This window comes from Streptomyces sp. NPDC101110 (assembly GCF_044759525.1).
Taxonomy (GTDB): domain Bacteria; phylum Actinomycetota; class Actinomycetes; order Streptomycetales; family Streptomycetaceae; genus Streptomyces.
On record NZ_JBIVZM010000004.1, the window covers coordinates 373553 to 397764 of the forward strand.

Here is a 24212-nt window from a genome sequence, read left to right on the forward strand (position 1 = left end):
CCCCCGTTTGGTTTGCTGTGTCCCCCGGTCATTTTAGGAACAGAGGGCCCCGGAGGGCGATGAGTTCGTTCTTCGCGCCCACGAGAAGCAGGCTGCCCAGCATGTCCGAGGACTCCACCTCCAAGGGAAGACGGAGCCGGTCGGCCATGCGGAGCGTGTCGAGGTCCCACGTCAGCAGTGTCCGGTCCCAGCCGCCCGTGACGGCGTAGGACCGGCCGTGCGCCGTGAACGCCGAGATGGTGGTGACCCGTTCGGTGTGGTCGCGCAGGAACGTACGCGGTGTGAGGCCGGTCAGGTCCCACACGCCGATCGTGCCGTCCCAGGAGCCGGACAGGAGGTGAGGGCGGCCCTCCACCGGTGCGACGGCCAGACTCGAGATGTGGTCCGTGTGGCCTTCGAGCGTCGTCAGCGGAGTTCTCGCATCGAAGTCCCAGACTTCCACGCGTCCCGTCCTCGTTCCGATCAGGAGCAGGGGACTCGGCCCGGTGCCGTCGACCACCGCGGCGCAGGTCCAGCCGGTCGCCGTCGCGGCCACCCACAGCTTCTCGCGCTTCGAGACGTCCCAGATCTCGGCGGCCTGTGAGGCGGTGGACAGTACCGCGTAATGGTTGCCGCGCACCTGGAGGTACCCCGCCTGCCCCACCTCGGTCAGCCAGGAGACGAGGGGGTCGATCGCGTCGTGCAGGTCCCAGAGAAGAGCGCCGTCCGTGTGACCGATGCCGACGTGCGTGCGCCCGTCGACGGCCAGAAGCGCGATCGAGTGCGGCCAGCCGATCCTGGTGTTCAGGCGGCCTGCCTCCACACCGGTGTCGGCGTCCCAGATACGCACCGTGTGGTCGCGGGAGGCGCTCAGCGCCCGAGGACGTTCCCCCTCGGGCTCGACGAGCCTGACGCTGTCGACCCAGTCGGTGTGCCCGCCCCGTCGTTCGTTGGTGAGCGCGTCGGTCAGGTCCCAGATCCTGACCGTGTCGTCACTCGACGCCGTCACGGCGTGCGGGCGATCGTCCACGTCGACGCAGGCGATGGACGTCACCGCATAGGTGTGCCCGGTGACTTCGGCGACCTTGGCCCGTCCGGTCGGGTCGAGCAGCCGCATGATGCCGTCACCGCCTCCGACGATGACGTACGGGACACCCCCGATGGCGCAGTGCGCCAGGGAGTCACTCTCCCCGGCCTCGAATCCGAACGATTCAAGGGAGTGCTGCTCCGTAAACGGATCCCACATCTCGACCGCCCCCCACTCCCCTGGGGCCACCAGCACCTTCAGTCGGCCGTCCACCCAGCAGTAGTCCACCGCATTGACGGGGTCGTCGAGCTCGAGAGCAGCCGTGGCACCGAGTTCCATCAGATTCCACAGCCGCACGGTGCCGTCCCATGAACCGGTGAGCGCATGCGGCGTGCCGTCGTAGGACAGACACTTGACGCCGCTGACGTGGTTGCCGTGCCCGTCGAGCACGGCGACCTGCTCGCGGCGTACGGGGTCCCACACACGGACGCTGCCGTCTCGCGACGACGTCACCAGACGCAAGACGCCCTGGTGCTCGTAGTGAGCGATCTCTGTGACGAAGCCCTTGTGGCCGAGCAGCGTGCCTTGGATGCTCAGGTCGTCCAGGGAAAGGATCTCCACCGTGTGGTGCGCCGTGCCGACGAACGCGTGCGGGCGGCCGTCGAACCGTACACAGTGCACCGAGGACAGCCACTCACTGTCCAGGTGCGTCCTGTCCGTCTCCTGTCGGTCCAGGAGGTCCCACTTCACCACGACCCCGTCGTGCCCCACCGAGACGGCGACCGGGCGGCCGTCGACATCGATGCACGAGACCTGCTGGACGAGTTCCTCGTGCCCTCTCAGTGTGGCGCGGTGCGCGGAGCTGACCAGTGCGCCCGTCGCCCACATCACCTGCCACGGATCGTCGGCCGCCAGTTCCCGTGCCAGGCGGCGGTCTTCGTGCCGGGCCGCGTCCACGGAGAGCATCTGGCGTCGGGCACGGTTGTCCGCAGGGGCGTGGACGGCCGCCGAGGTCCGGTAGATGCGGGCGATGCGGTGCCCCTCGTCAGTGGTCACGGATTCCAGCGCGCGCAGCAGCGGGGCGGGGGCGGCGTTGACCAGGAAGCCGGGGTCTTCGAGCAGGGTGTCGAGCGCGCCTCCTGCGGCAGCGTGGGTGGCGAGGTGCTCCCGGACGTAGTCGGGGGCCGCGGACCAGTCCGGTTCCGCGGAGCGGGATCCACTCTCGCGCGCCAGTGTGTTCAGAGCCCTTGCGATGGCGCGGTGCGCGTCCGCGTCACCGCCCGGGCGGCGCAGGTACTCGGCCATGGTCTCGTGGAAGAGCCGGAAGACCGACCCGCCCGGTGTCGCGGCTTCCACGATGTAGGCGCCCGCGTGCTCGTGCAGCCACTGCAGATCCTCCTGAGGACAGCACATGCCGGAGAGCGCTTCGGCCACCGGGGCCCACACGGTCGACCAGGGCAGACCGACGCCCTGCGCGTACGCCAGGGGGCGCAGCAGCCGTTCCACCCTGGCCCGGTGCGGGCCGAACCGGTCGAGGTAGGCGGCGAAAGCCTGGTCGGCATCGCTGGGCAGGGCTTCCTGCCAGCCCGGTCGCGCCGGGTCGACCGTGATCTGCCCGTGCACCAGGGCTCGCGCGGTCATGCGCGCCACCAGATAGGAACGGCCGGCGCGTGCGGCGATGCCCGCGGCCACGGTGGTCGCGAGTGCCTCCCGGCCGCGGTAGGGCGAGAGGCTCTCCGGATCGTGTTCGTCCAGCAGCAGGCTGAGGGCGTAGGAGGGGATGTCGTCGGGCTCCATGTACTCGGGGCGGTCGAGATCGATCACCTCAACGGCTCGTCCGAGAGCCCTGATCAGATGGCGCCGGGTGCCCACGACCAGCCGTACGGCGGGCAGGACGCTCAGCGGCTGGAGCAGTTCCCGGGCGATCCGTGCCCCCTCCGACGCGTCGCCTGCGGTGCCCGCCTCGTCCAGGGCGTCGATCATGACGGCGATGGGCCGCTCACGCTCGCCGAGGGCCCTCAGCACATCGTCGCGGTCCGGGTGGGGCAGTCCGAGTGCACCGGAAAGTTCCGTGACCAGCGTCCGTGCTGTGGCCCGACGGGCGTGCAGCGGGACGACCGGAACGGCCGGGCGGCAGGGGGACGAACCGCCGGTGCCGCGGACCGGGTCACCGAGGGCCGACAGGGCCCATAACCGCCCCAAGAGGGCTGACTTGCCGGAGCCCGGTAACCCGGTCACCACCCTGGCCTTCCGGTCGTGACGTCCTCCGGACAGAAAACGGACCAGCTCGGACAGGGCGCGCTCGCGCCCCTTGAAATGGTCGCCCTTCTCGCCGGCGTGTTCCACACCGCGGCCCCGGGGATCGAAATGACCGTGCTGGCTCCGCCGGAGCCGATGAAGGGTGGCCACGTCCAGTTCGTCGGCGGGGAGCCCTGGGATGTGGGCGGGGTTGCGGAAGAACGGGTCCTGGCCGTCGCTGTCCACGACCGCGTGCCGCGCGTGCTGGCGTGCCTGACGCAGACGCAGGTACTCGTTGACGCGTTCCGTCGTCTCCCGGACGCCGATGAACTCCTGGTAGGCACCCGCTCGGGGCCGGCTGAGGGCCTCGGCCAGTGCCTCGACGAAGACGTTCTCCGCGGCCGTCTCCTTCCCCCGGGCCGCGGCCAGCAGGCACCGGCCGGCCGTACCCCCGCGGATATGGGCCAGTTCGTGCGCGTGGACGGCGATCTCTCCGATGCCGGCTCCGGCGTAGCAGGTGTCCAGGATGACGAGCAGATGACCCAAAGCGCTGTTGACCAGCGGCCGCGCCAGATCCTCGGTGGCCAGGGCGGTGCTCCACAGGCCCGGTTCGGAATTCGCGCACAGCAGGTAGTGGCGGTCCTCGCCTCGGACTCCGTGCCCGGCGAAGTAGAGCACCACGACGTCGTCCTGGCCCAAGTCGGCCCGGTTCGCCCAGCGGTCGACTGCCCGCGCCACGTCATGGGCGGGCGGATCGTCCGACACCTCGGTCAGCACCCGTACGTAGCCCATCGGCTCCAGCAGGGAACACACCCGCCCGATGTCGTCCGGGACACCGGGGAGGTCGGCGATGCCGGAGTCGTCGTAGCGCGAGCAGCCGATCGCGATGAGGAACCTTCGGCGCGGGCTCATCGGCCGCCGGTACCCGTCAGGACGCGTCAATCCGTCTCAGCTCCTCGCGTCGGACCGCTTGCGGAACGGGACCCACCGGGGAAGCGGCACCGCCCCCGGGAAGAGATCCTCCCAGGGGCGGGCCGTGCGGTGCGGGTCAGGCGGACTCGCCGCCGAAGCGCTCCTTGTACGACTCCAGGTCCTCGTCCGTGAGCTTGGCGAACAGGACCGGCGGGATGGTGAACGGGGTGCCGGCGGGGACGGAGGTCAGGGAGCGGGCCTCGTCCGGGGTGACCCAGGTCGCCGTGTCGTTCTCCAGGGAGAACGCCTCGCGCATCTTCTTCGCCGACGTCGGGATGAACGGTTCGGAGACCACGGCGTAGAGGTGGATCAGGTTCATCGCCGTGCGCAGGGTGAGCGCGGCGCCCTCCGGGTTGGTCTTGATCTCCAGCCAGGGGGCCTTCTCCTCCAGGTAGGAGTTGCCCGCCGACCACAGGGCGCGCAGCGCGGCCGCCGCCTTGCGGAACTGGATGGCCTCCATCTGGGACTCGTACTCCGCGAGCAGGCGCGCGATCTCCTCGCCCAGCTTCGCCTCCGCCTCACCCGGCTCGGCACCGGCCGGGACCTCCTCGCCGAAGCGCTTCCTGGAGAAGGACAGGACGCGGTTGACGAAGTTGCCGAGGGTGTCGGCCAGGTCCTTGTTCACCGTGGCGGTGAAGTGCTCCCAGGTGAACGACGAGTCGTCCGACTCCGGGGCGTTCGCCATCATGAAGTAGCGCCAGTAGTCGGCCGGCAGGATGTCGAGTGCGTCATGCGTGAAGACGCCCCGGCGCTGCGACGTGGAGAACTTGCCGCCGTAGTAGTTCAGCCAGTTGAAGGCCTTGATGACGTCGACCTTCTTCCACGGGGCGCGGGTGCCCAGCAGGGTCGCCGGGAACATCACGCTGTGGAAGGGGACGTTGTCCTTGCCCATGAACTGCGTGTAGTGGACGTTCGCGTCCGACTCCCACCACCAGGAGCGCCAGTCGCGGTTCTCCGGGTCCTGGTCCGCCCACTCCTTCGTGGCACCGATGTACTCGATCGGGGCGTCGAACCAGACGTAGAAGACCTTGCCCTCCGCGGCCAGGTCCGGCCACGTGTCGGCGGGGACCGGGACGCCCCAGTCCAGGTCACGGGTGATCGCGCGGTCGTGCAGGCCCTCCGTCAGCCACTTGCGGGCGATGGAGGAGGCGAGGACGGGCCAGTTGTCGGCGCGCTCGTCGACCCAGGCCTCCACCTCGCCGGCCAGCGCCGACTGGAGGAGGAACAGGTGCTTGGTCTCGCGCACCTCCAGGTCGCTGCTGCCGCTGATCGCCGAACGGGCGTCGATCAGGTCGGTCGGGTCCAGGACGCGCGTGCAGTTCTCGCACTGGTCGCCGCGGGCCTTGTCGTAGCCGCAGTGCGGGCAGGTGCCGATGATGTACCGGTCGGGCAGGAAGCGGCCGTCGGCGTTCGAGTACACCTGGCGGATCGAACGCTCCTCGATGAAGCCGTTCGCCTTCAGCTCGCGCGCGATCTCCTGCGTGATCTCGTGGTTCTGCGGGGAGGAGCTGCGGCCGAAGTAGTCGAACGCCAGGCTGAAGCCGTCGTAGATCGCCTTCTGCTGGTGGTGCGCCTCGGTGCAGAACGCGTCCACCGGGATGCCCTGCTCCTTGGCCGCGAGCTCCGCGGGGGTGCCGTGCTCGTCCGTCGCGCAGATGTAGAGGACCTCGTGGCCCCGCTGGCGCAGGTAACGGGAGTAGACGTCAGCCGGGAGCATGGACCCCACCATGTTGCCCAGGTGCTTGATCCCGTTGATGTACGGAAGGGCGCTGGTGATGAGGTGTCGAGCCATCGCGGGCTGCTCCCAAGTCGCTACGTGGGGTGACGATCTCGTGGTCTCGGTCGTCTACGGAACCTTGAAATCGTAGCTGACACGGGTACGCCGCCCGCCTCCCGTTTTACGGGGTGGGAAGCGGGCGGCGTCGTGCGGCCGGGTGGAGCCGGGGAGTCTTACGGGCGCCAGTTCGCCAGTACGCCCTCGTAGAGCTCCTTGTCCGTGAGCTCGCGGGGGGTTTCGCCGGCGAGGAAGTGGGACGTGTTCGGGGTCTTGAGCTTGCGGAGGTAGTCGAAGGCCTTGTTCTCCGGGTCTCCGAAGGCGACGAAGGAGAAGAAGACGGCCGGGTGGCTCTCGGCGGCGTCGGTGAGGGCCTGGGTGGCGGGGGTCTTCGCGTCCGGGGCGCCGTCGGTCTGGAAGACCACCAGGGCGGGGGTGGCGGGGTCCGCCGTCTTGTCGTGGTGGGCGAGGACGGCTTCCACCGCCGCGTGGTAGCTGGTGCGGCCCATGCGGCCCAGGTCCGCGTGCAGGTCGTCGATCTTGTTCTCGTGCTCGGTGAGGGTGATCTCGCCGGTGCCGTCGAGCTCGGTGGAGAAGAAGACGACCGGGACGGTGGCCTCGGGGTCGAGGTGGGCCGCGAGGGCGAGGGTCTGCTCGGCGAGGGCCTGGGCGGAGCCGTCCTTGTAGTACGGGCGCATGGAGGCGGAGCGGTCGAGTACGAGGTAGACCTTGGCTCGGGTGCCGGTGAGGTCGTTCTTCTTGAGGGCGGTGGTGGCGGCCTTGTAGGCGGTGGCGAGGTCGGGGGCGTGCTTCTTGAGGGTGGTCAGGGGGAGGGCGGGGCCGTCCTCGCCTTCGGCTTCGTCCGGCTTCGTCTTCCCACCCGCACCGCCCGTGCGGCTTTCGTCGTCGGGTGCGGGTGGCCCCTGCGGGGCGGTCCCGCCGTCGGCGGCCGCGGCTTCGGCGGCAGCGGGTTCGGCGGCCGCCGGTTCCGGGGTGGCGGGTTCGGTGGCAGCGGGTTCGGTGGCAGCGGGTTCCGGGGTGGCGGGCTCGGCGGCCGTGGGTTCGGGGGTCTTCTCGGGCTTCGTCGCCGTCTTGCCCGTCTTGACCTTCGTGGTGCTCGCGGTCTTCGCGGTCTTCGTCGGGGACTTCTTCGCCGTCTTCGCCGTCTCCGCGGCCTTGTCGGCCGCGGTCTTCGGCTCCGGCTCCGGCTCTGCGGGCGTCTCGGCCTTCGGCTTCGGCTCTGGCTCCGCGGGCGTCTCGGCCTTCGGCTCCGCGGGCGTCTCTTCCTTCAGCTCAGGCTCGGCTTCCGCCTTCTCCGGCTCCTCGGCAGCCGCAGGTTCCTCGTCGGCTGCCCTCTCCACGACCGCCGCCTCATCGACAGCAGCGGCCGGCTTCTCAGCAGCGGCCGGCTCCTCCGCAGCCGCCGCCGATTGCTCCGCAGTCGCCGGCTCCTCCGCAGCAGCCGCCGATTCCTCCGCAGCCGTCGGTTCCTTCGTCTCCGCCCGGTCCGCCGTGGTGTCCTGCTCGTCATCCGTCGAGCGGGTCGGCCTCGGGACCGCGACGTGGTCGAAGGCCGCCGAGACGAGGTCGTGCTCGTCCGAGGGGGACGTCCGGGGTTCGGGGACGTTGGCCGTCGGGGTGGGCTTCGGTTCGGGGGAGGGGGAGGGGACCTTCGGGTCCGTGGGGGAGGCCGGTGCCTGTGCCGGTGTCGTCTCGGCCGGCGTGACGGCCTCGTCGTGGCCGGTGTGCTCGGCGGTCCGGTCCTCGGTCCCGCTGGTCTCACCGGCGGTCGCCGTACGCGCCGCACCCTCCGCCTCGGCGGTCCGTGACTTGCGTGACCGTCCGAACGCGTTCCGCAAGAGAGTGAGAATGCCCATGTGCGCGCAACCCTTCGCGTGAGTTGAAGCCCGTCAATCCCTGGCCAGGACGGACACGTAAGGTTAGCGGCCCTCCTGTGTGATCTTGGGCAGGGTTGCTTGTACCAGGCCCGCCCTGTCAAGGGGACAACCGGCCCGGGCAGGTGTCGCAGGGCCGGATCGCCACAACCCCCGTACGGCAGCGGGGGGTTCATTCGTTGTTCACCCGGGCGCCCGATCACCGCACGTGCGTGCCCCTACGGTCACGAGGACACCAAGGGCATCCATGGGGAGAGCAAAGTGCACAAGCTGCTGCCGTTGATCGGAACACCGTCCGGTTCGCACCCCGGCGGCCGGTCCGCCATGACCTGTCGTTTCCGCTGTGGTGATGCCTGCTTCCACGAGGTGCCCAACACCAGCCCCAACGAGTACGTCGGTGACGTGATCGCAGGTGCGATCGGCCGCCGGTCGATGATGCGCGCCGCGGCCGTGGTGACCGTGGCCGCCGCGGGGGCGGGTGCCTCCGGTGTCGTGCGGGCTCCGGTGGCCGCCGCCGCGCCGGCCACCGGAGCCACGGCGGCCGCTGCCGCCGCCGAGGCGGCCCGGCGCACGGGCAAGGGCGCGCGCGGGCTGCGGTTCACGCCGGTCGCGCCCAACACCGCCGACGCGGTGACCGTGCCGGACGGGTACGGGCAGAACGTCGTCATCCGCTGGGGCGAGCCCATCCTGCGGGGTGCGCCCGCCTTCGACCCGGAGAAGCAGACCGCAAGGGCCCAGGCCGGACAGTTCGGGTACAACTGTGACTTCCTCGCCCTGCTGCCGCTGCCCGGGGAGCGCAACCGGCAGCTGCTCGTCGCCAACCACGAGTACACCGACGAGCTGCTGATGTTCCGTGGGTACGACGCGGCGAACCCCACGCGTGAGCAGGCCGAGATCGCCTGGGCCGCGCACGGGCTGTCCGCCGTGGTCGTGGAGGAGGACCGCAGGAGCGGGAGGCTCACCGCCGTCCCCCGGCACCAGCTGAACCGGCGTGTCACCGCCACCACCGCGCTCCGCCTCACCGGGCCCGTCGCGGGGTCGGCGCTCGTCAGGACCTCCGCCGACCCGACCGGCACCAAGGTGCTCGGCACCCTCAACAACTGCTCCGGCGGTGTCACCCCGTGGGGCACGACCCTGCACGGCGAGGAGAACTTCAACCAGTACTTCGCCAACGGCAGCCGCGCGACCGACAAGCGGTACGGGATCGGCACCGGAGCCGGCGAGCGCAAGTGGGAGCGGTTCGACAAGCGGTTCGACGTGGCCCGGGAGCCGAACGAGGTGCACCGGTTCGGATACGTGGTGGAGTTCGATCCGTACGACCCGGCCTCCACGCCCCGCAAGCACACCGCTCTCGGGCGGTTCAAGCACGAGGCGGCGACCGTGCGGCTGACGCACGACGGGCGTCCTGTCGTGTACTCCGGTGACGACGAGCGGTTCGACTACTTCTACAAGTTCGTCGGCAGCAAGCGGATGAGGCACGGCCACAGCCGGGCCGTCCGCGAGCACAACCTCTCCCTGCTCGACGAGGGCACGCTGTACGTCGCAAGGCTCACCGGTGACTCCCCCGCCCTCGAGATCGACGGCACGGGCAGGCTGCCGGAGGACGGTGAGTTCGACGGGGGCGGTGAGTGGATCCCGCTGGCCACCGCCACCGCGAAGGGCGCCGTCTCGCACGTGGCGGGGATGAGCGCCGAGGAGGTGTTCGTCTTCACGCGGCTCGCCGGTGACAAGGTGGGCGCCACCAAGATGGACCGGCCCGAGGACATCGAGCCCAACCCGGTGACCGGCAAGGTGTACGTCGCGCTGACCAACAACAGCAACCGCGGTGTCGGCTCCAACGCCACGGCGGACGAGGCCAACCCGCGCAACGCCAACAAGCACGGGCACGTGCTGGAGCTCACCGAGCGGTGGAACCGGCCCGAGAGCACCCGGTTCGCCTGGTCGCTGTTCCTGGTTGCCGGTGACCCGGACGACCCGGCGACCTACTTCGCCGGGTTCCCGAAGGACTCCGTCAGCCCGATCTCCTGCCCGGACAACGTCGCCTTCGACCCGCACGGCAACCTGTGGATCTCCACCGACGGTGCCCAGCTCGGTTCGCACGACGGCCTGTTCGGTGTGGCGACCCGGGGCGAGCGGCGCGGGGAGCTCAAGCAGTTCCTGACCGTGCCGAAGGGGGCCGAGACCTGCGGTCCGATCGTCCAGGACCGGCGCGTGCTGGTGTCCGTGCAGCACCCGGGGGAGGTCGACGGCGCGTCCGTGGAGAAGCCCGCGAGCAGCTGGCCCGACGGGCCCGGGACGTACGTCCGTCCGGCCGTGGTGGCCGTGTGGCGTGCCGACGGGCGCGACATCGGCGTCTGAGGGAGGGTCCCGGCTGTCGGTTGCATCGGTTGGTGCCGGTTGTTCGGTGGCAGTCGTTCGTCCCGGCCGTTCGGTGGCAGTCGTTCGTCCTGACCGTTCGGTTGCAGCGGTTCGTCCCGGCCGTTCGGTTGCAGCGGTTCGTCCGCGTCGTTGCGGCGGCGGCAGCAGCGTGTCAGGGAAGGGCCGGGCTCGGGGGTCTGCGGGGACCGCCGGGTTCCAGCCAGTCCCGCTTGTGCCAGTCTTGGTAGGCCGGTGCCTGCCGGGCGACCTCGCCGTACGCCTCCTCCAGCGCGGGGTAGACGCCGTCCAGGTCGGTCTCGGTGCGGGCCGCTGCGAGCAGTCGTACGCCGAGTGGATCGTCCTTCAGGCGGCGCACCGCCATGTCGGGGCCGGGGACGCGGGTGGGCTGGCAGACGGTGACGACCTCGCCGGTCGCGACCAGGGCGTCGGCCGTGTGGTAGTCGCCGTGCAGGACGTGCGGGCTGACGCCGGCCTCGCGGAACATCCGCTGGACCGCGTCCCATTCACCGTCGACGGTGGGGTCGATCATCCAGCGGTCGCCGGCCAGGTCGGCCAGCTCGACCTCCTGTTTGGCGGCTGCGGGATGGTCGACGGGCAGGGACACGCACTGCGGTTCGCGCTCCACCAGGACGCGCAGCCGGAGGTCGGCGGGGATACGCAGCGGGCAGCCCTCCACCTCGTGCACGAAGGCGACGTCGAGCTGCCCGTGGGCGACCATGCGGAGCAGGGCGTTCGGGGAGACGTTCATATGGAGGCTGGGGTTCTGACCGCGGGCGCGCAGCCGGCGCAGCCAGCCCGCCAGGGCCTTGCTCGCCGTGGAGCCGATGCGGAGCTCGGTGCCGCCGGTGGCGGCCGCCCTGGCCTCGGTGACCAGCAGGTGCAGTTCGGCCATGAGCGGGCGGGCGCGGCTGAGGACCAGACGTCCCAGCGGGGTGGGGTGGCAGCCCGTGTGGGAGCGCAGGAACAGCGGGCCGCCCAGCTCCTGCTCGATCCGGCGCAGCTGTGTGCTCAACGACGGCTGGGCGACGCCCAGCTGCCGGGCGGCGCGGTGCAGACTGCCGGTGTCGGCTATGGCGCACAGCGCGCGGAGGTGCCTCACCTCGAGCTCCATGCTCTGTGAGGCTAAAGCGGAATCGCGGCGTTAACCAGCCACATAATTCATCGCTAAACCAGGTGAATTGGGCAGTCGATAGCCCCGTCCTATCGCTGGTTGCCATCATCACAGGCGCCGCACGGCCATCGAGACTCACCGGTGAGACTCAACCCCCACCCGAGGAGTCCTTCGATGCGAAAGCCCCTGTCCTCCCTGGCGGTTCTCGGCCTCGGCCTGACGATGGCCGGACTCGGAACGGCCGGTCCCGCCGCGGCGTCCCCGGCCGCGGAGCCGCACGCCGGATTCGTCGCGAAGTCCGCCGCGTCCGCCGACTCCGACGCGAGCAGAGCCTTCTTCCAGGCGGTCCTGAAGTCCGTCGCCGAGAAGCGCGCCGCGAACCCGAGTGCCACCGCGGCCGTCACCGTCGTCTACGACGCCTCCCGGGCGCCCACGTTCAGCGCCCAGATCGCGCGCAGCACCCAGATATGGAACAGCTCGGTGTCGAACGTGAAGCTCCAGTCGGGTTCCGCTTCGGCGGCCGACTTCAGTTACCGGGAGGGCAACGACTCCCGTGGCTCGTACGCGTCCACCGACGGCCACGGAAGCGGTTACATCTTCCTGGACTACCGGCAGAACCAGCAGTACGACTCCACGCGGGTCACCGCCCACGAGACCGGTCACGTCCTCGGTCTGCCCGACCACTACACGGGCCCGTGCAGTGAGCTGATGTCCGGCGGCGGCCCCGGCCCCTCCTGCACCAACGCCGTCCCGAACGCGACCGAGCGCTCCCGGGTCAACAGGCTGTGGGCGAACGGCTTCGCGGCGGCGATGGACAAGGCCCTGGAGAAGTCGCCTCGTTGAGACCCCCATGCGGATGCGGCCGCCCTGCCATGCGGGGCGGCCGTATCCGCATGTGCGGGCCGGGGTCAGCGGCGCTCGTGCAGCGTGAGGTCTGTGACGACCGCCCGGTGGTCGGTGTCGGCCAGGTCGAGGACGCGGGTGCGGCGGGCGCCGAAGTCCCGCGAGAGAAGGACGTGGTCGATCTGCGCGCCGAAGGTGGGTGCCGTCCGGGCCGGCCAGGTGACGGTGCGGTCGGCGCCGTCCGTGCGGGAGGCGTCGCTCAGGCCGGTGTCGAGGATGCGGCGGAACGCGGCGTGGTCCTGCGAGGCGTTGAAGTCGCCGGCCAGGACGAGGGGAGTGCCCGGGTCGGCGGTCGCCGCCTCGCGCACGGCGCCCAGCTCCCGGCGCCAGAGGTCCACCTGCCCGGGCAGCGGCGGCATCGGGTGGGCGAGCTGGAGCCGTACGGCGTGCCCGTCGACGTCGGCGACCGCCCCGGGCATGCCCATCGTGCCGCGCACGCCCTCGGTGGGCCGCAGCGGGAAGCGGCTGAGGATGACGGAGCCCTCGGAGCCGCCGCCCTCCACGGCCCGGCGGTGCGGGTAGTCCCGGGCGAGGTCCCGCTTCAGCAGCGCGTCGCACGCGTAGTCGCACTCCGACACGAAGACCACGTCCGGTCTCTCCCGGCGTACGGCGGTGACGAGGGAGCCGGTGCCCTGGCCGAACTCCACGTTGGAGGTGAGGACGCGGAGGTCGGCGACCGGGCGGCCCACGGGGTCCCCGACCTTGCCGTACGGCTCGATGTACCAGGCCAGCAGGCCGAGCAGGAGCACGCCCCAGACCGTTCCGGTCCACCAGCGGGACAGCAGGGTGAGCAGCAGGCCCGCGGCGGTGGGGACGAGCAGCCAGGGGAGGAAGGCGAGCAGCTGCGGGACGGGGGTCATGCCGTCGCTGTCGGCGACCCGGAAGCCGACGACCACGCTCACCGCGGCGAACAGCAGGCCGGCGCATCCGGCACCGGACCGCCGTCCGGACGGGCGGTGCTCCTGCCCGTCGTCCCCGGTGGTCCACTCGGCAGCGGCGGTGTCCAAGGCCCGGCCTTCCGTTCGCGGGATGGGGTGCCCGCATCCTCCCTCAAAGACGGGGCGGGACGGTGGAGGGTCGCCGGGCGTCGACCCGGCCCAGGAACTCCTCCAGGGCCCGGTCGAACACCTCCGGGCGTTCCAGGTTCGGCAGATGCGCCGCCCCCTCGATGACGCGCAGCTCCGCGTCCGGGAGCGCCGCGTGCATCGCCCGGGCGTCGGAGACCGGTGTGAAGGTGTCGTCGGCTCCCACGACGACCAGGGCCGGGACGGAGACCTGCGGCAGCAGGGCGGTGTAGTCGGGGCGGCGGGCCCGGGCGCGCAGGGCCGCGGCGGCGCCCTCGGGGGCGGTCGCGGTCATCATGCCGTGGACGTGCGCCTTGACCTCGGCGGACGCGTACGGGGCGACCATCCGCTCCAGGACCTCGTCGGCGTAGCCGCCCATGCCTTCGGCGAGGAGGCGGTCCGCCATGGCGTCGCGGGTGCGCACGCCCTCGGGGGTCTCCGCCGACGGGAAGGTGTCCGCGAGGACCAGGCCGCGCACGCGCTCGGGGAACAGGCGGTAGCAGTCCATGACGATCTGCCCGCCCATCGACAGGCCCGCCAGCACGAATGACTCCACCTTCAGCTCGTCCAGCAGGGCCTCGACGTCCCGGGCGAACCCGGAGAAGTCCTGCACGCCGGGGGTCGTCGGGGAGGCCCCGTAGCCGCGCAGGTCGGGGGCGACGACACGGCGGGTACCCGGGAACCGGTCGAGCTGGGGAGCCCACATCGTGCGGTCGAAAGGGTGGCCGTGGACGAGGACCAGGGGAACCCGACCGGTATCGGGGCCTTTGTCCTCATAAGCGAGGAAGGGTGCCATGGCGTCGACCCTAGGCCGCCCAACTACTCAGTGCAATAAGATCTTTGCTCTCGGTGCAATCCAAGGGGGAGACCGGCCGATGAGTGACTACCGGCGCATCGCCGACCGCATCGCCGACGACATCGCCACCGGACGGCTCCGGCCGGGCCAGCGGCTGCCTCCGCAGCGGGCGTTCGCCCGGCGGCGGGGCATCGCCCCGTCGACGGCCGGGCGGGTCTACGGCGAACTCGTGCGGCGCGGACTGGTCGTCGGGGAAGTGGGGCGCGGGACCTTCGTACGGGCCGCACCGGCCGGACCGGCGGGGCAGGCGCTCGTCGAACCCGGGCCCCCCGGAGCCGCACCCGTCAACCTCGAACTCAACTACCCCGCCGCGCCCGGCCAGCCGGAGCTGCTCGCCCCCGTCCTCGCGCCGCTGCTGCGTCCCGACGTGCTGGCCGAGGCGCTGTTACCGGCGGCCGCCACCGGCACCCGGGCCGCGCGGGAGGCGGCGGCCGGCCTGCTCACCACCCCCGGCTGGCGGCCCGCACCGGAGCGGCTGCTGTTCACCGGCAACGCCCGGCAGGCCATCGCCGCCGTCCTGGCCTCACTGGTCCGGCCGGGCGGCCGGGTGGGGGTGGAGCAGCTGACGTATCCGCTGGTCAAGGAGATCGCGGCACGGCTCGGCATCACCCTGGTGCCGCTGGCCGGGGATCCGGCCGGGGTGCTCCCGGAGGCCGTCGCCGCCGCGCACCGCACGGCGCCGCTGTCCGCCCTCTACGTGCAGCCGACCCTTCACAACCCGACGTCCCTGACGACGAGCCGGCCGCGGCTGCTGCAACTCGCCCAGCTGGTCCACGACCTGGATCTGCCGGTCGTGGAGGACCGCATCTGGTCCTTCCTCCAGGAGCCCGGTGACCCGCTCGCCGTGCACGCCCCGGCCCTCACCCACGTCGTCGACGGGCTCTCCAAGCGGGTCGCTCCGGGGCTCACCGCCGGGTTCCTGATCGTACCGCCGCACCGGGTCGCCGCCGTGGCCGACGCCGTGCGCTCGGGCGGCTGGAGCGCGGGGCGGTTCGCGCTGGAGGCGGCCGTGCGGTGGGCCGCGGAGGGGACGGTGGCCCGGCTGGTGGCGGCCAAGCGGGTGGACGCGGCACGGCGGCAGCGGATCCTCGCCGAGGAACTCGCCGGCTTCGCCGTACGGTCCGACCCGGCGTCCTCCTTCGCCTGGTGGCAGTTGCCCGCCCCATGGCGCGCGGACACCTTCACGGCCGCCGCCGCGGCGCACGGCATCGCCGTCACGCCCGGCCCCGCCTTCGCCGTCGCCCCCGGGCACACACCCGACGCCGTCAGGCTCGGGCTCGCGTCGGCTCCGGAACCGGATCTGCGCCGGGCACTGCGGACCCTCGCGCACGTCGCCGCGCGGCGAGCCGGGGACCGAACCGGCCCGTGACCCAGGCACCGGCCGCCACCGCCAGGCCCAGCACGCACAGCAGCCAGGACACCGTGCGCAGGGTGGCCGTCAGGGCGTCGTAGACGGCGCCCGCGGCCGGGCGGTGCAGGGCGTCGGGCAGGTCGGCGAGGGTCAGACGTCGGCCGATCGCGACGGCGAGGACCAGCAGCACGCCCCCCAGGGCCGTGCCCAGGCCGAGGGCGGTGAGCGCCCTGCGGCGGCATGCGGCGACGGTGATCCCGGCGACCGCGAGGACGGCGGCGGCGAGCGGCAGCCAGAAGGCGGCGGTGTCCAGCACGTGATACCCCTTGCGCAGTCGGTCGGTGTCGTCGGCCGGCAGCACCGGGATCCGCGTGTGCGTGACCGGGATGCGGTGGGCGAACGGCACATGGTCGTCGGAGAGTTGGCGCTTGACCCGGGCGATGACGGGGGCGGGGTCGACGGTGACCGGGGCTCCGCGGGTGCCCTGGTCGCGCAGGGCGCGCAGCACCGCCTCGTGGAAGGCCCGGTTCGCCGCGTCCCAGGCCGTGCGACAGGTCTCGGTGCGGGTGAAGGAACGTGCCGCGTCGTGCACGAAGGGCTCGATCGCGGCGGGCCGTGGGCCGCTGTCCGCCCGGCGCCCGGCCTCCCGCAGGACGCCGTCGCCGACGGCGTCCGCGATCGCGATCCGCACGTCGGGGTCGTCGGCGAGCGGCGCCATCGTCCGGACGTAGCGGCCGGTGTCGGTCAGGCCGTGGGCCGCCCAGGACGCGAGCGCGCCGGCCGGCACGAGCAGACACGCGAGAACCAGCAGAACGGCCGACAGGGCGTTCCGTGATCGTGGGGGCGCCTTCCCGGCTCCGGGCGCCCGGTCGTGCTCGGACACCCTTCCAGGCAACGGCCCCGGGGCCCGGTCCGCGAGCGCTGGGCCACCGTCCGGCCGCCCGCCTGCCGTGCAGCGGCGCGCTCCACCTGCGACGAGTGGCTGACCGGGCCCGCGGCCGGGCTCGCCCGAACGGGTGTCCCTCAGCCGATGCGCCGGCCCTGGGCGTCCTCGTGCGTGTAGTAGCGGTAGAACACCATCACGAGGACTGCCGCCCCCACCGCCAGCCCCAGGCCGCTGGAGCTGATCACGGATGCACCGGACTGGCTGTACAGGAAACCGGTCGCACCGCCCGCGAAGACGAACCAGCACAACGCGTGCAGCTCGCGGGGCAGCAGCGGGGCCAGCGCGCACACCGCGGCGAACACCGCGGCGAACACGAGCGCCGTGAGGAAACCGAACAGCAGGTTCCAGCCGGTGATGGGCCCGGCGTCGCGCCGGATGGCGGCGGCCCAGTAGCCGTAGGTGAGCCCGAGCACCACGGGCAGGCCGACCTTCACGGCGACGTGGACGCGCGGGCCGAAGACGTCCGGCCTCCGGCCGGGCATGGTCATCCTGCGTGAGGCGGGTGCCGCATGAGCCATGACAGCTCTCCTCTCTGTCCCTGCCCCTGGAACCAGGGCACACCTGGGGACAGCCCCTGGCAAGTCGGCGAGCGTCGCGAACGGGATGCGGCCGGTGCGGCCCCGTGTTTCGCTGGGGCCGTGAGCCGCCACCTCGGGGAGCACGGCCCGCACGTCCGGCACCGTCCGCACGTCCGGCCCGGTCCCCTCGTCCGGCACGCCCGGGCCGGTCGCCCCGACGCCGTGCGGCGGCAGGAGCTGCTGCGGGTGCGGGGCCGCAGCGTGGCCTGGATCCCGCCGCTGCTGCTGCTCGTCGCCATCGCGGTGGCTGATTACCACACCATCGGCGAATTCCGGATGATCTCCTGGATCGTGCTGGTCCCGGCCATCGCCGCCTCGATCTGCGGGGTGTGGGGCACAGCCCTCTTCGCGGTCCTCTCCCTGGTGACATACGTCGTCGCCGACAGCTCCTGGCCGCACGAATACCGGGCCGGCCGCGCCGACTTCGTCCTCGTCGCCCTCGGCGGCATCCTCGCCACCCTGGCCTGCGCGGTCCGGGTGCGCGACGAGAACCGCGCGCTGCACATGAGCGACGTCACCGACACCGTCCGCCGTACCGTGCTGCGCCCGCTGCCGCCCGGCTGGGGCGGCCTCGACCACGCCGGCGTCTACCTCACCGCCGACGCCCACGCCCGCGTCGGCGGCGACTTCTACGACATCCAGCCCGGCCCGCACGGCACCCGGGTCCTGGTCGGCGACGTGCAGGGCAAGGGCCTGGGCGCGGTCGAGGCGGCGGCCGCGCTGCTCGGCACGTTCCGTGAGGCCGCTTACCACGAGGCGGCCCTGACGACGGTCGCCGAACGGCTGGAGACGCGGATGATCCGGCACCGCGGGCACACCGTCGCCCTGGGCCGCTCGGACGGCGACCGGTTCGCCACCGCCGTACTCCTCGCCTTCCCCGACGACCAGAGGGAGGCGGTGGACGTGATGCTGTTCGGGCACGAGCCGCCGCTCGCCGTCGGGCCCGGCGGAGTGCGCACCCTGGCGGCCGCGCCGGGGCTGCCGCTCGGCTTCGGAGATCTCGGAGCCGGGCATCCGCGAGCGCGGCGGTGGCGGGTCGCCGCCGACGAGACACTGCTGCTGGTGACGGACGGGGTGACCGAGGCCCGGGACGGCACCGGGGCGTTCTACCCGCTCGCCGACGAGGTGGCCCGGGCCGTCGCCGAGGACCCCGGCACCGCCGAACCGGCCCGCCTGGCCGCCTTCGTACGCGACGGCACCCTGCGGCACGGCGGCGGGAGCCTCGCCGACGACACGACCGTCTTCGCCCTCCGCAGGAGAACGGGGCGCGAAGCCCCGGAAGGCGGACGTTTGCGGTCCTGAGGCCCACCTTTGCAGCCGCAGCGGTTACCGTGCTGACGTACGTGATCGACACAGGGGGTGGGGCCATGCCCGGAACCGTGCTGCTGCTGGCGGCCTCGCCGGTGGGCAGGGGGCGCCTGGTGGACGCCGCCTCCGTGCTCCCCGTCCTCGCCGCCGTACCGCCCGCCGTGCTGTCCGGCACCGACACCGCGAACGTCGTCGAACTCGCCGACCCGCTGGAACCGCAGGCCGTCCTGACCCGGCTGCGCGCCGCCGCCGCGGCCCCCGGACCCCTCACCGTGTACGTCACCGGTCAGCTCCAGCTCGACCGCCGCCAGCGCCTGCCCCACCTCGCCCTGGCCCGCACCACCCCCGCCACCGTCCGCTACACCGCATTCCCCTGGCACTGGTTCCGGGAAGAGCTGCGCCTCAGGCCCGCCGGCGCCACAACCCTCCTGCTCGACCTGCACGCCGACACCGAGACCTGGCAACTGCTGCGCGCCACCCCGCTGGACTCGGGCCGCGGCAACGCCGTTCACGGTCGCATCGCGCCCCCGCCGTCCCGACGGGGCGTCGCGCAGCCGGCGTACATGAAGGCCGTCGCGACGATCCTGCGCAGCGGATTCCGGCCGCCGGTCGAGCAGTTGCACCAGCAGGCCCTGACCCGGATCGCGCCGGAGAGCGCGGGCACCGACCTGGTGCTGAGCCCGCCCGGTCCCCCGGGCGGGGACCCGCACGCCGCCATCACCGCCGCCGTCCAGTCCGGCCGGCACACCGACGCCGACGCGCTCGCCGCCCGGCACGAGCAGTCCGCCGTCGCCGCGCACGGCCCCGCGTCCGAGGAGGCCCTGCACTGGGCCGAGGTACGGGCCGACCTGGCGATGTTCGCCGGGGACGCCGCCCGCAGCTGCCGCACCTGGCTGGCCGTCGCCACCGCCCGCCTGAACGCCGGGCAGGCGCCGGACGCCCCCGCCGTCGAGGCCGCCGCCGACCGGGCGCACCACCAGTGGGGGCAGGTCCGCGACCCCGCCCCCGCCCGCGAACTGGGCGCCGCGCTCGCCGCGTTGCGCGAGCGGGTGCCCGGGCGCCGCGAGGGGGCGCTGGACCATGTGCAGCGGCAGATGCGGCAGTTGCAGACCCAGGGCTGAGGGGCCCTGGCGCCGGGAGGGGCCGCGCCCCGGACGCTCGTCGCGCACGGACCCCTCAACCGCGTGTGCCGTGTGCGCGTGGCGTGAAAGGGGTGTGCGATCGCCCGCGCCGGTCACGTCACGGGTCTGCCGCCGGAGCCTGACCCGATGTCATGATGTCGGACATGACAGAGGGGGACGAAGTGGCTGTCTTAGGCGTGCGCGTACGGCTGGGCGCCGGCGCGACCATGGACGATGTCAGAGCCCTGCAGACGTGGCTGAAGCGCGACGAACCCCTGGAGGACCTGGTCTCCCGGCGGCAGCTGCGCATCGAGGCCAGGCCCGGCACCGACGGGCCCCCGGGACGGCTCGGGCCCGACCTCGACCTGGTGCTGGAGATCCTGGGTGACGTCGTCACCGTCGCGGCGCTCACCGAGTACACCGCCCGCGCGGTGAAGACCTGGACGAACAACCGCCGCAGGTTGCAGGGCGGCGACCCCGAGCCGCAGATCCGCCCGCTGGATTCCGACGGGGAGTAGGCGGTGAGCCGCTTCGACCCGCGCGGCAAGGCGAACAGGGCGCTGCTGGCCGGTGTGTCCGAGTACGACCATGTCGCCCCGGACCCCCAGGGAGTGAACGGTCAGCTCCCGGCCGTGCGGCACAACCGGACGTCCCTGGAGGACGCGCTGCACCGGGGCGGCGTGTTCGGCGCGGGTGAGGTGAGGGCCCTCGCCTCACCGACCCCGGACGACTTCACGGGGGCGCTGCGCCGCGCCTGCCGCGAGGCCAGAGGGCTGCTGCTGCTCTACTTCGCCGGGCACGCCGTCACCTCCACCTCCGGCAGCGAGCTGCACCTGCAGATGCGCACCGCGCGGGTGCTCATGGGCCACGGGCTGCCCGGCTCGGTACGTTTCAGCGAGGTGCTGGGCGAGCTCGCCGAGAGCCACGCCGAGCGGGTGGTGGTGATCCTCGACTGCTGCTACGCGGGCAACGCCGCCGGAATCTGGCACCACCTCGACGATCCGAAGCGCAAGAAGCACAAGATCCAGCTGCTGATGAGCGTCCAGCCCAACCGCTGCATCCTGGGCGGGGACGCCGACGCGGCGACACCGTTCACCCGCGAACTCACCCGCGTCCTCGACGAGGGCGGTGACGTGTGGCTGTCCCGGCTGTACGCCGCGGTCAAGGAGCGGATGGCCGCGGCGAGGTACAAGGCGGAGGACGACGATCCGCAGCGGCCGCAGGCCCTGGCTCCCCCTTGGGACCCGGAGGCGGACGTGCTGCTGGCCGCGGGCCCCTCGGTGCTCCCGCCTCCTCCCCCGGGCGTCTCCTGGCCGCGCAGGCTGCGGGCCCTGCTCGCCCGCGCCCGGAAGACCGTCGCCGGGTCCGGCCGTACGACGCTGGCGGCGCTGCTCGCCCTGCTCGCCACCGGCGCCGGCGGCTACGGCATCCTGGCCCTGACCGGCGAGCACGGCCCCTGCGCACCGCCCCTGGAACTGCGCGTCCTCACCGACCCCGACCTGGAGCCGCCGGTGCGGGCGGCGGCGGACGCCTACGTCACCTCGGACGCCAACACCACCGGCGACGGCTGCCGGCGCAGCGGCGTCACCGTCAACAGCGCGGGTTCCGCGGCTGTCGTGACCGCGCTCGGCAAGCGGACCGACGCCTGGCAGCAGCCGCGCGAGGACGACAACCCGCAGCGGGACATCGGCCCGCAGCCGGACGTGTGGATCCCCGCCACCCGCGCCGACCTCGACCGGGTCAACCTGGCGGCGGCGCGGGAGGACCGCCTCTTCGCCCGGTTGGAGGCGGAGGCCGAGCCGATCGCCTACTCGCCGGTCGTGCTGGCCGTACCGAAGGCACTGGGCGCGGGCCTCGAACCCACCGGGCGGTCGCTGTCCCAGCTGCGCACCGACCTCGAACGGGTCGACGGGAAGGCCGAACTGCACCGCCCCGCGCCGGAACTGACCGACGCGGCGCTGCTGGCCACGATGGGCCTGTACGGCGAGGACGCCGACGCGCGCGCCGCCGAGCGGCGCCTCGCCCGAGCCGGACGGCCCGAGTCCTCGGCCGCGCGGCTGCTGTGCGCGCTGCCCGCCGACGACGCCGTGGACCGCCACGGCGCGGCGCTGGTACCGGAGTTCCTGCTGAAGAGCGGCATCGGCTGCCACCCGGTCACCCGCGTCCCGCGCGTCGCCGCCTACCCCGACGACGTGCCCGGTCTGGAGCCGGCGTTCGTGCGGGTGCGCTGGGAGGACGGCGACCGGGACGCCGACGCGCGGGACGACGCCGTGGACCGTTTCCGCGCCTGGCTGACGGGCGACGGCGGCCGGGCGGTGCTCGGCGAGCACGGCTTCCGGTCGGCGACCGGTGAGCGCGGCCTGCTCGCCGCCCAGGAACCACCCGCGGGCCTCGCCGGGTCGGTCCGTCCGGCCAAGGCCGCCGACCCCTCGGAGATGGACCTGACCCTGGAACGCCACGGCAGCGCACACGGTCCCGGCCGGGTCCTGTTCCTCCTCGACAGCTCCGGCTCGATGGCCGGGCGCTGGGACGGTTCCAGTGGCGGCCCCGGCATCCTGAAGCAGACCCTGCCCGGGCTCGGCGGGGAGGACGAGTACGGGGTGTGGGCGGTGCACGGCACCGGCGGCCGCACCCACACCGAGCTGCTGGACTTCGGCACGCACGAGCGCCCCGACGCCGAACGCGCCCTGGACCGCGCCGAGGTGCGGGACGCCGAGGCCGATCCGCACGGGGCGCTGCTGGACGCGCTGGCGTTCATGCGGGAGCGCGGCACGGGCGACGAGCAGCCGCAGCTGATCGTGTACCTCACCGACGGCGAGGACGACGGCCGCCTGACGGGCAAGGCACTGGATGAGGTCCTCGACCGGGCCGGCGGCGACGCGGGGGCCCCGGTCGTCATGGTGTCCCTGCGCAACTCGGGCTGTGACCGGGGCCGTCCCGCCACCCGCATCGCCGCGGCCGGCCGGGGCCGCTGCCTGGATGTCGGGGACGACCTGGTGCCCGCCCTGCTGGACGAGGTCGCCCGCACCGGATCGGGGGTGGAATGATGGCCCGCCGCCTGACAGCCGCGGTGCGCGGGAAAGCCGCGATACGTGTGACGGCCGGGGTCCGCATGCGGGCCGCCGTACGTCTGACGGCTGCTGCACTGTCGCTGTCGTCGCTTCTCGCGCTCACCTCCTGCACCGCCGGGGACGTGGGCCGGCAGCAGCCGCAGGGCGCCGAGCCGCCCCGGATCGTGGTGGCCAGCGGCCAGGACGTCACCGGCAAGAACGGCATCCGCCAGCAGCTCATCGACGCCTGGAACGCCAAGGAGGGCGAACAGGGCTACCGGGCCCGCCTGGTGGAGCTGCCCGGCTCGGCGGACCAGCAGCGCAGCCAGCTGCTCGGTGCGCTCCAGTCGGGCGGCGCCGAGTACGACGTGGTGAACCTGGACGTGACCTGGATCCCGGAGTTCGCCGCCGCCGGGCTGATCCGCCCGCTGACCGGCGGGGCGGTGAGGTCTCCCGGCGACATCATCCCGTCCGTCGACCGCACGTCGTTCTGGGACGGTGAGCGGTACGCGGTGCCCTTCAACAGCGACGTGGGTCTGCTGTACTACCGCAAGGACCACCTGCGCAGCATCGGCACCTCCCGCACCGACCTGAGCGGCGGCGTGACCTGGGACGACCTCCGCGACCTCATCGACACCGTCAACGACAGGCCGAAGCCCCGGGGGTACAAGGACGGCTGGACCACACAGCTCGCCGCCTACGAGGGACGCACGGTCAACGCGATCGAGGCGTTCGCCTCGGCCGTCCCGGACTTCGCGCTGACCGACGAGGAGGGCCGGTACGCCGCCGACGAGGAGCAGTTGACGGCCGGCGTGACCGAACTGCGGGAGCGCACGGCGTCGCCGTACCTGCTCGGGGAGGCCTCCGGGTCACGCGAGGCCGAATCGCTCAGCGCCTTCGCGGAGGGCCGCACGACGTTCCTGCGGCACTGGCCGTACGTCTACCCGGCCCTGTACGAGACGCTCAAGGGGAACCTCGGGGTGACCCGGCTGCCCGGCAAGGCCGTGCTCGGGGGCCAGAACCTGGCCGTCACCTCCTCCACCTCCGAGCAGCGCGCCGCGAAGGCCGCCGAGCTGATCGCGTTCCTGACCGACCCGGACAGTGAACGCTGCCTGCTGCGAGCCGGGTTCGCCGCCACGCGCACCTCCGCGTACCAGGCGCCCGGCACCACCCCGGAGTGCCGGCACGCCTCCGCGTACTCCGGGAGCGCCTCGGCGTCCCCGACGCGCGAGAGCGCCGAACTGAAGGCACCCGACCTGCTCGCGGGCGGCGTCAGCTACTCCCGTGACGTCCTGCTGCCGGCTCTGAGCGAGGCCGTCCAACGGCCCCGTACGCCGCTGTACGGAGCCGTCACACAGACCCTCATCACCCAGCTCGACGCCCTGTGCGGCCCCCGCCCGACCGGCGCGCCCCGACCACGGGACGCACAGGTGGCGAAGAGTCTTGACGAGGCGTTGAAAAAGGTTTTGCCCGGTTGAATTTCCTCCCGGTGATGTTCACACTTCCTCCATTGCGACCGTCCGTTCCCCGTGGGTAGCCTCGATTTCGCACTGACCATGCAATTCATCAGGCAGTTCGGCATGTGGTTCTCCATGCAGTTCGGCATGCACATCAAAATCGGGGACGGTCTTCGTGAGCGTACGAAGCAAGGGAATTTCTT

General features: G+C 72.6%; 16 protein-coding genes. 8 read left to right on the plus strand and 8 right to left on the minus strand.

The genetic code is table 11. The features are described from left to right. Positions 1–28: 28 nt before the first annotated feature. The 3 genes from ACIQU3_RS11040 to ACIQU3_RS11050 all read right to left on the minus strand — a co-directional run bounded on the left by ACIQU3_RS11040 (position 29) and on the right by ACIQU3_RS11050 (position 7867). Positions 29–4156 (minus strand): caspase family protein, encoded by a 4128-nt coding sequence (locus tag ACIQU3_RS11040; protein WP_403924469.1) that lies wholly within the window; start codon positions 4154–4156, stop codon positions 29–31. Between the two features lie 136 nt (positions 4157–4292). Next, positions 4293–6008, minus strand: a complete 1716-nt coding sequence (metG, locus tag ACIQU3_RS11045) for a methionine--tRNA ligase (RefSeq protein WP_403924472.1) — start codon at positions 6006–6008, stop codon at positions 4293–4295. Positions 6009–6166: 158 nt separating this feature from the next. After that, complete coding sequence (locus ACIQU3_RS11050) at positions 6167–7867, minus strand: VWA domain-containing protein (protein ID WP_403924475.1); 1701 nt, start codon at positions 7865–7867, stop codon at positions 6167–6169. Positions 7868–8146: 279 nt separating this feature from the next. Between ACIQU3_RS11050 and ACIQU3_RS11055 the strand changes: the two genes are divergently transcribed. Next, positions 8147–10243, plus strand: coding sequence for a PhoX family protein (locus ACIQU3_RS11055; protein WP_403924478.1), 2097 nt, complete (start codon positions 8147–8149; stop codon positions 10241–10243). A 172-nt stretch (positions 10244–10415) separates the two neighbouring features. Here ACIQU3_RS11055 and ACIQU3_RS11060 read toward each other — a convergent pair whose 3' ends face one another. After that, on the minus strand, positions 10416–11375 hold the full coding sequence (locus tag ACIQU3_RS11060; RefSeq protein ID WP_403735166.1) for a LysR substrate-binding domain-containing protein: 960 nt from the start codon (positions 11373–11375) through the stop codon (positions 10416–10418). 174 nt (positions 11376–11549) lie between these two features. On the opposite strand from ACIQU3_RS11060, the gene snpA reads away from it, so the two are divergent. Beyond that, complete coding sequence (gene snpA / locus ACIQU3_RS11065) at positions 11550–12218, plus strand: snapalysin (protein WP_403924481.1); 669 nt, start codon at positions 11550–11552, stop codon at positions 12216–12218. Between the two features lie 65 nt (positions 12219–12283). On the opposite strand, the gene ACIQU3_RS11070 is transcribed toward snpA, so the two are convergent. Together ACIQU3_RS11070 and ACIQU3_RS11075 are read right to left on the minus strand one after the other, a co-directional pair. Continuing rightward, positions 12284–13285: an endonuclease/exonuclease/phosphatase family protein gene (locus ACIQU3_RS11070; protein WP_403924483.1), complete on the minus strand. Its 1002-nt coding sequence runs from the start codon at positions 13283–13285 to the stop codon at positions 12284–12286. A gap of 43 nt (positions 13286–13328) precedes the next feature. Then, positions 13329–14138: an alpha/beta fold hydrolase gene (locus ACIQU3_RS11075; RefSeq protein ID WP_403924486.1), complete on the minus strand. Its 810-nt coding sequence runs from the start codon at positions 14136–14138 to the stop codon at positions 13329–13331. Between the two features lie 79 nt (positions 14139–14217). Between ACIQU3_RS11075 and ACIQU3_RS11080 the strand changes: the two genes are divergently transcribed. Next, positions 14218–15567 carry a PLP-dependent aminotransferase family protein gene (locus ACIQU3_RS11080; protein WP_403924489.1) on the plus strand — a complete coding sequence of 450 codons (1350 nt, stop codon included), beginning with the start codon at positions 14218–14220 and terminating at the stop codon, positions 15565–15567. Here the strand turns inward: ACIQU3_RS11080 and ACIQU3_RS11085 are convergent. Further along, the gene (locus ACIQU3_RS11085) at positions 15464–16432 is read right to left on the minus strand and encodes a hypothetical protein (RefSeq protein ID WP_403924492.1); all 969 of its coding nucleotides are present in this window, start codon (positions 16430–16432) and stop codon (positions 15464–15466) included. The genes ACIQU3_RS11080 and ACIQU3_RS11085 overlap by 104 nt on opposite strands. Positions 16433–16572: 140 nt before the next feature. After that, the gene (locus ACIQU3_RS11090; RefSeq protein ID WP_403735149.1) at positions 16573–17013 is read right to left on the minus strand and encodes a hypothetical protein; all 441 of its coding nucleotides are present in this window, start codon (positions 17011–17013) and stop codon (positions 16573–16575) included. Positions 17014–17235: 222 nt separating this feature from the next. Between ACIQU3_RS11090 and ACIQU3_RS11095 the strand changes: the two genes are divergently transcribed. From ACIQU3_RS11095 to ACIQU3_RS11115, 5 genes are all read left to right on the plus strand, one after another. Next, the gene (locus ACIQU3_RS11095) at positions 17236–18375 is read left to right on the plus strand and encodes a PP2C family protein-serine/threonine phosphatase (protein WP_403735301.1); all 1140 of its coding nucleotides are present in this window, start codon (positions 17236–17238) and stop codon (positions 18373–18375) included. Between the two features lie 65 nt (positions 18376–18440). After that, positions 18441–19502: a hypothetical protein gene (locus tag ACIQU3_RS11100; protein ID WP_403735146.1), complete on the plus strand. Its 1062-nt coding sequence runs from the start codon at positions 18441–18443 to the stop codon at positions 19500–19502. A 182-nt stretch (positions 19503–19684) separates the two neighbouring features. Beyond that, the gene (locus tag ACIQU3_RS11105; RefSeq protein ID WP_403735142.1) at positions 19685–20020 is read left to right on the plus strand and encodes a hypothetical protein; all 336 of its coding nucleotides are present in this window, start codon (positions 19685–19687) and stop codon (positions 20018–20020) included. A 3-nt stretch (positions 20021–20023) separates the two neighbouring features. After that, entirely contained in the window at positions 20024–22549 is a 2526-nt protein-coding gene (locus ACIQU3_RS11110; RefSeq protein WP_403924495.1) for a substrate-binding domain-containing protein, read from the plus strand. A gap of 65 nt (positions 22550–22614) precedes the next feature. After that, positions 22615–24030 carry an extracellular solute-binding protein gene (locus ACIQU3_RS11115; RefSeq protein WP_403924712.1) on the plus strand — a complete coding sequence of 472 codons (1416 nt, stop codon included), beginning with the start codon at positions 22615–22617 and terminating at the stop codon, positions 24028–24030. The last annotated feature ends 182 nt before the right edge of the window (positions 24031–24212 follow it).

Excerpts from the sequence above, each read along its gene's own strand:
- ACIQU3_RS11060 (WP_403735166.1), bottom strand. The coding sequence starts at position 11,375 with ATGGAGCTCGAGGTGAGGCACCTCCGCGCGCTGTGCGCCATAGCCGAC.
- ACIQU3_RS11115 (WP_403924712.1), top strand. The coding sequence starts at position 22,615 with ATGCGGGCCGCCGTACGTCTGACGGCTGCTGCACTGTCGCTGTCGTCG.
- ACIQU3_RS11075 (WP_403924486.1), bottom strand. The coding sequence starts at position 14,138 with ATGGCACCCTTCCTCGCTTATGAGGACAAAGGCCCCGATACCGGTCGG.
- ACIQU3_RS11090 (WP_403735149.1), bottom strand. The coding sequence starts at position 17,013 with ATGGCTCATGCGGCACCCGCCTCACGCAGGATGACCATGCCCGGCCGG.
- metG (WP_403924472.1), bottom strand. The coding sequence starts at position 6,008 with ATGGCTCGACACCTCATCACCAGCGCCCTTCCGTACATCAACGGGATC.
- ACIQU3_RS11050 (WP_403924475.1), bottom strand. The coding sequence starts at position 7,867 with ATGGGCATTCTCACTCTCTTGCGGAACGCGTTCGGACGGTCACGCAAG.
- ACIQU3_RS11080 (WP_403924489.1), top strand. The coding sequence starts at position 14,218 with ATGAGTGACTACCGGCGCATCGCCGACCGCATCGCCGACGACATCGCC.
- ACIQU3_RS11100 (WP_403735146.1), top strand. The coding sequence starts at position 18,441 with ATGCCCGGAACCGTGCTGCTGCTGGCGGCCTCGCCGGTGGGCAGGGGG.
- snpA (WP_403924481.1), top strand. The coding sequence starts at position 11,550 with ATGCGAAAGCCCCTGTCCTCCCTGGCGGTTCTCGGCCTCGGCCTGACG.
- ACIQU3_RS11040 (WP_403924469.1), bottom strand. The coding sequence starts at position 4,156 with ATGAGCCCGCGCCGAAGGTTCCTCATCGCGATCGGCTGCTCGCGCTAC.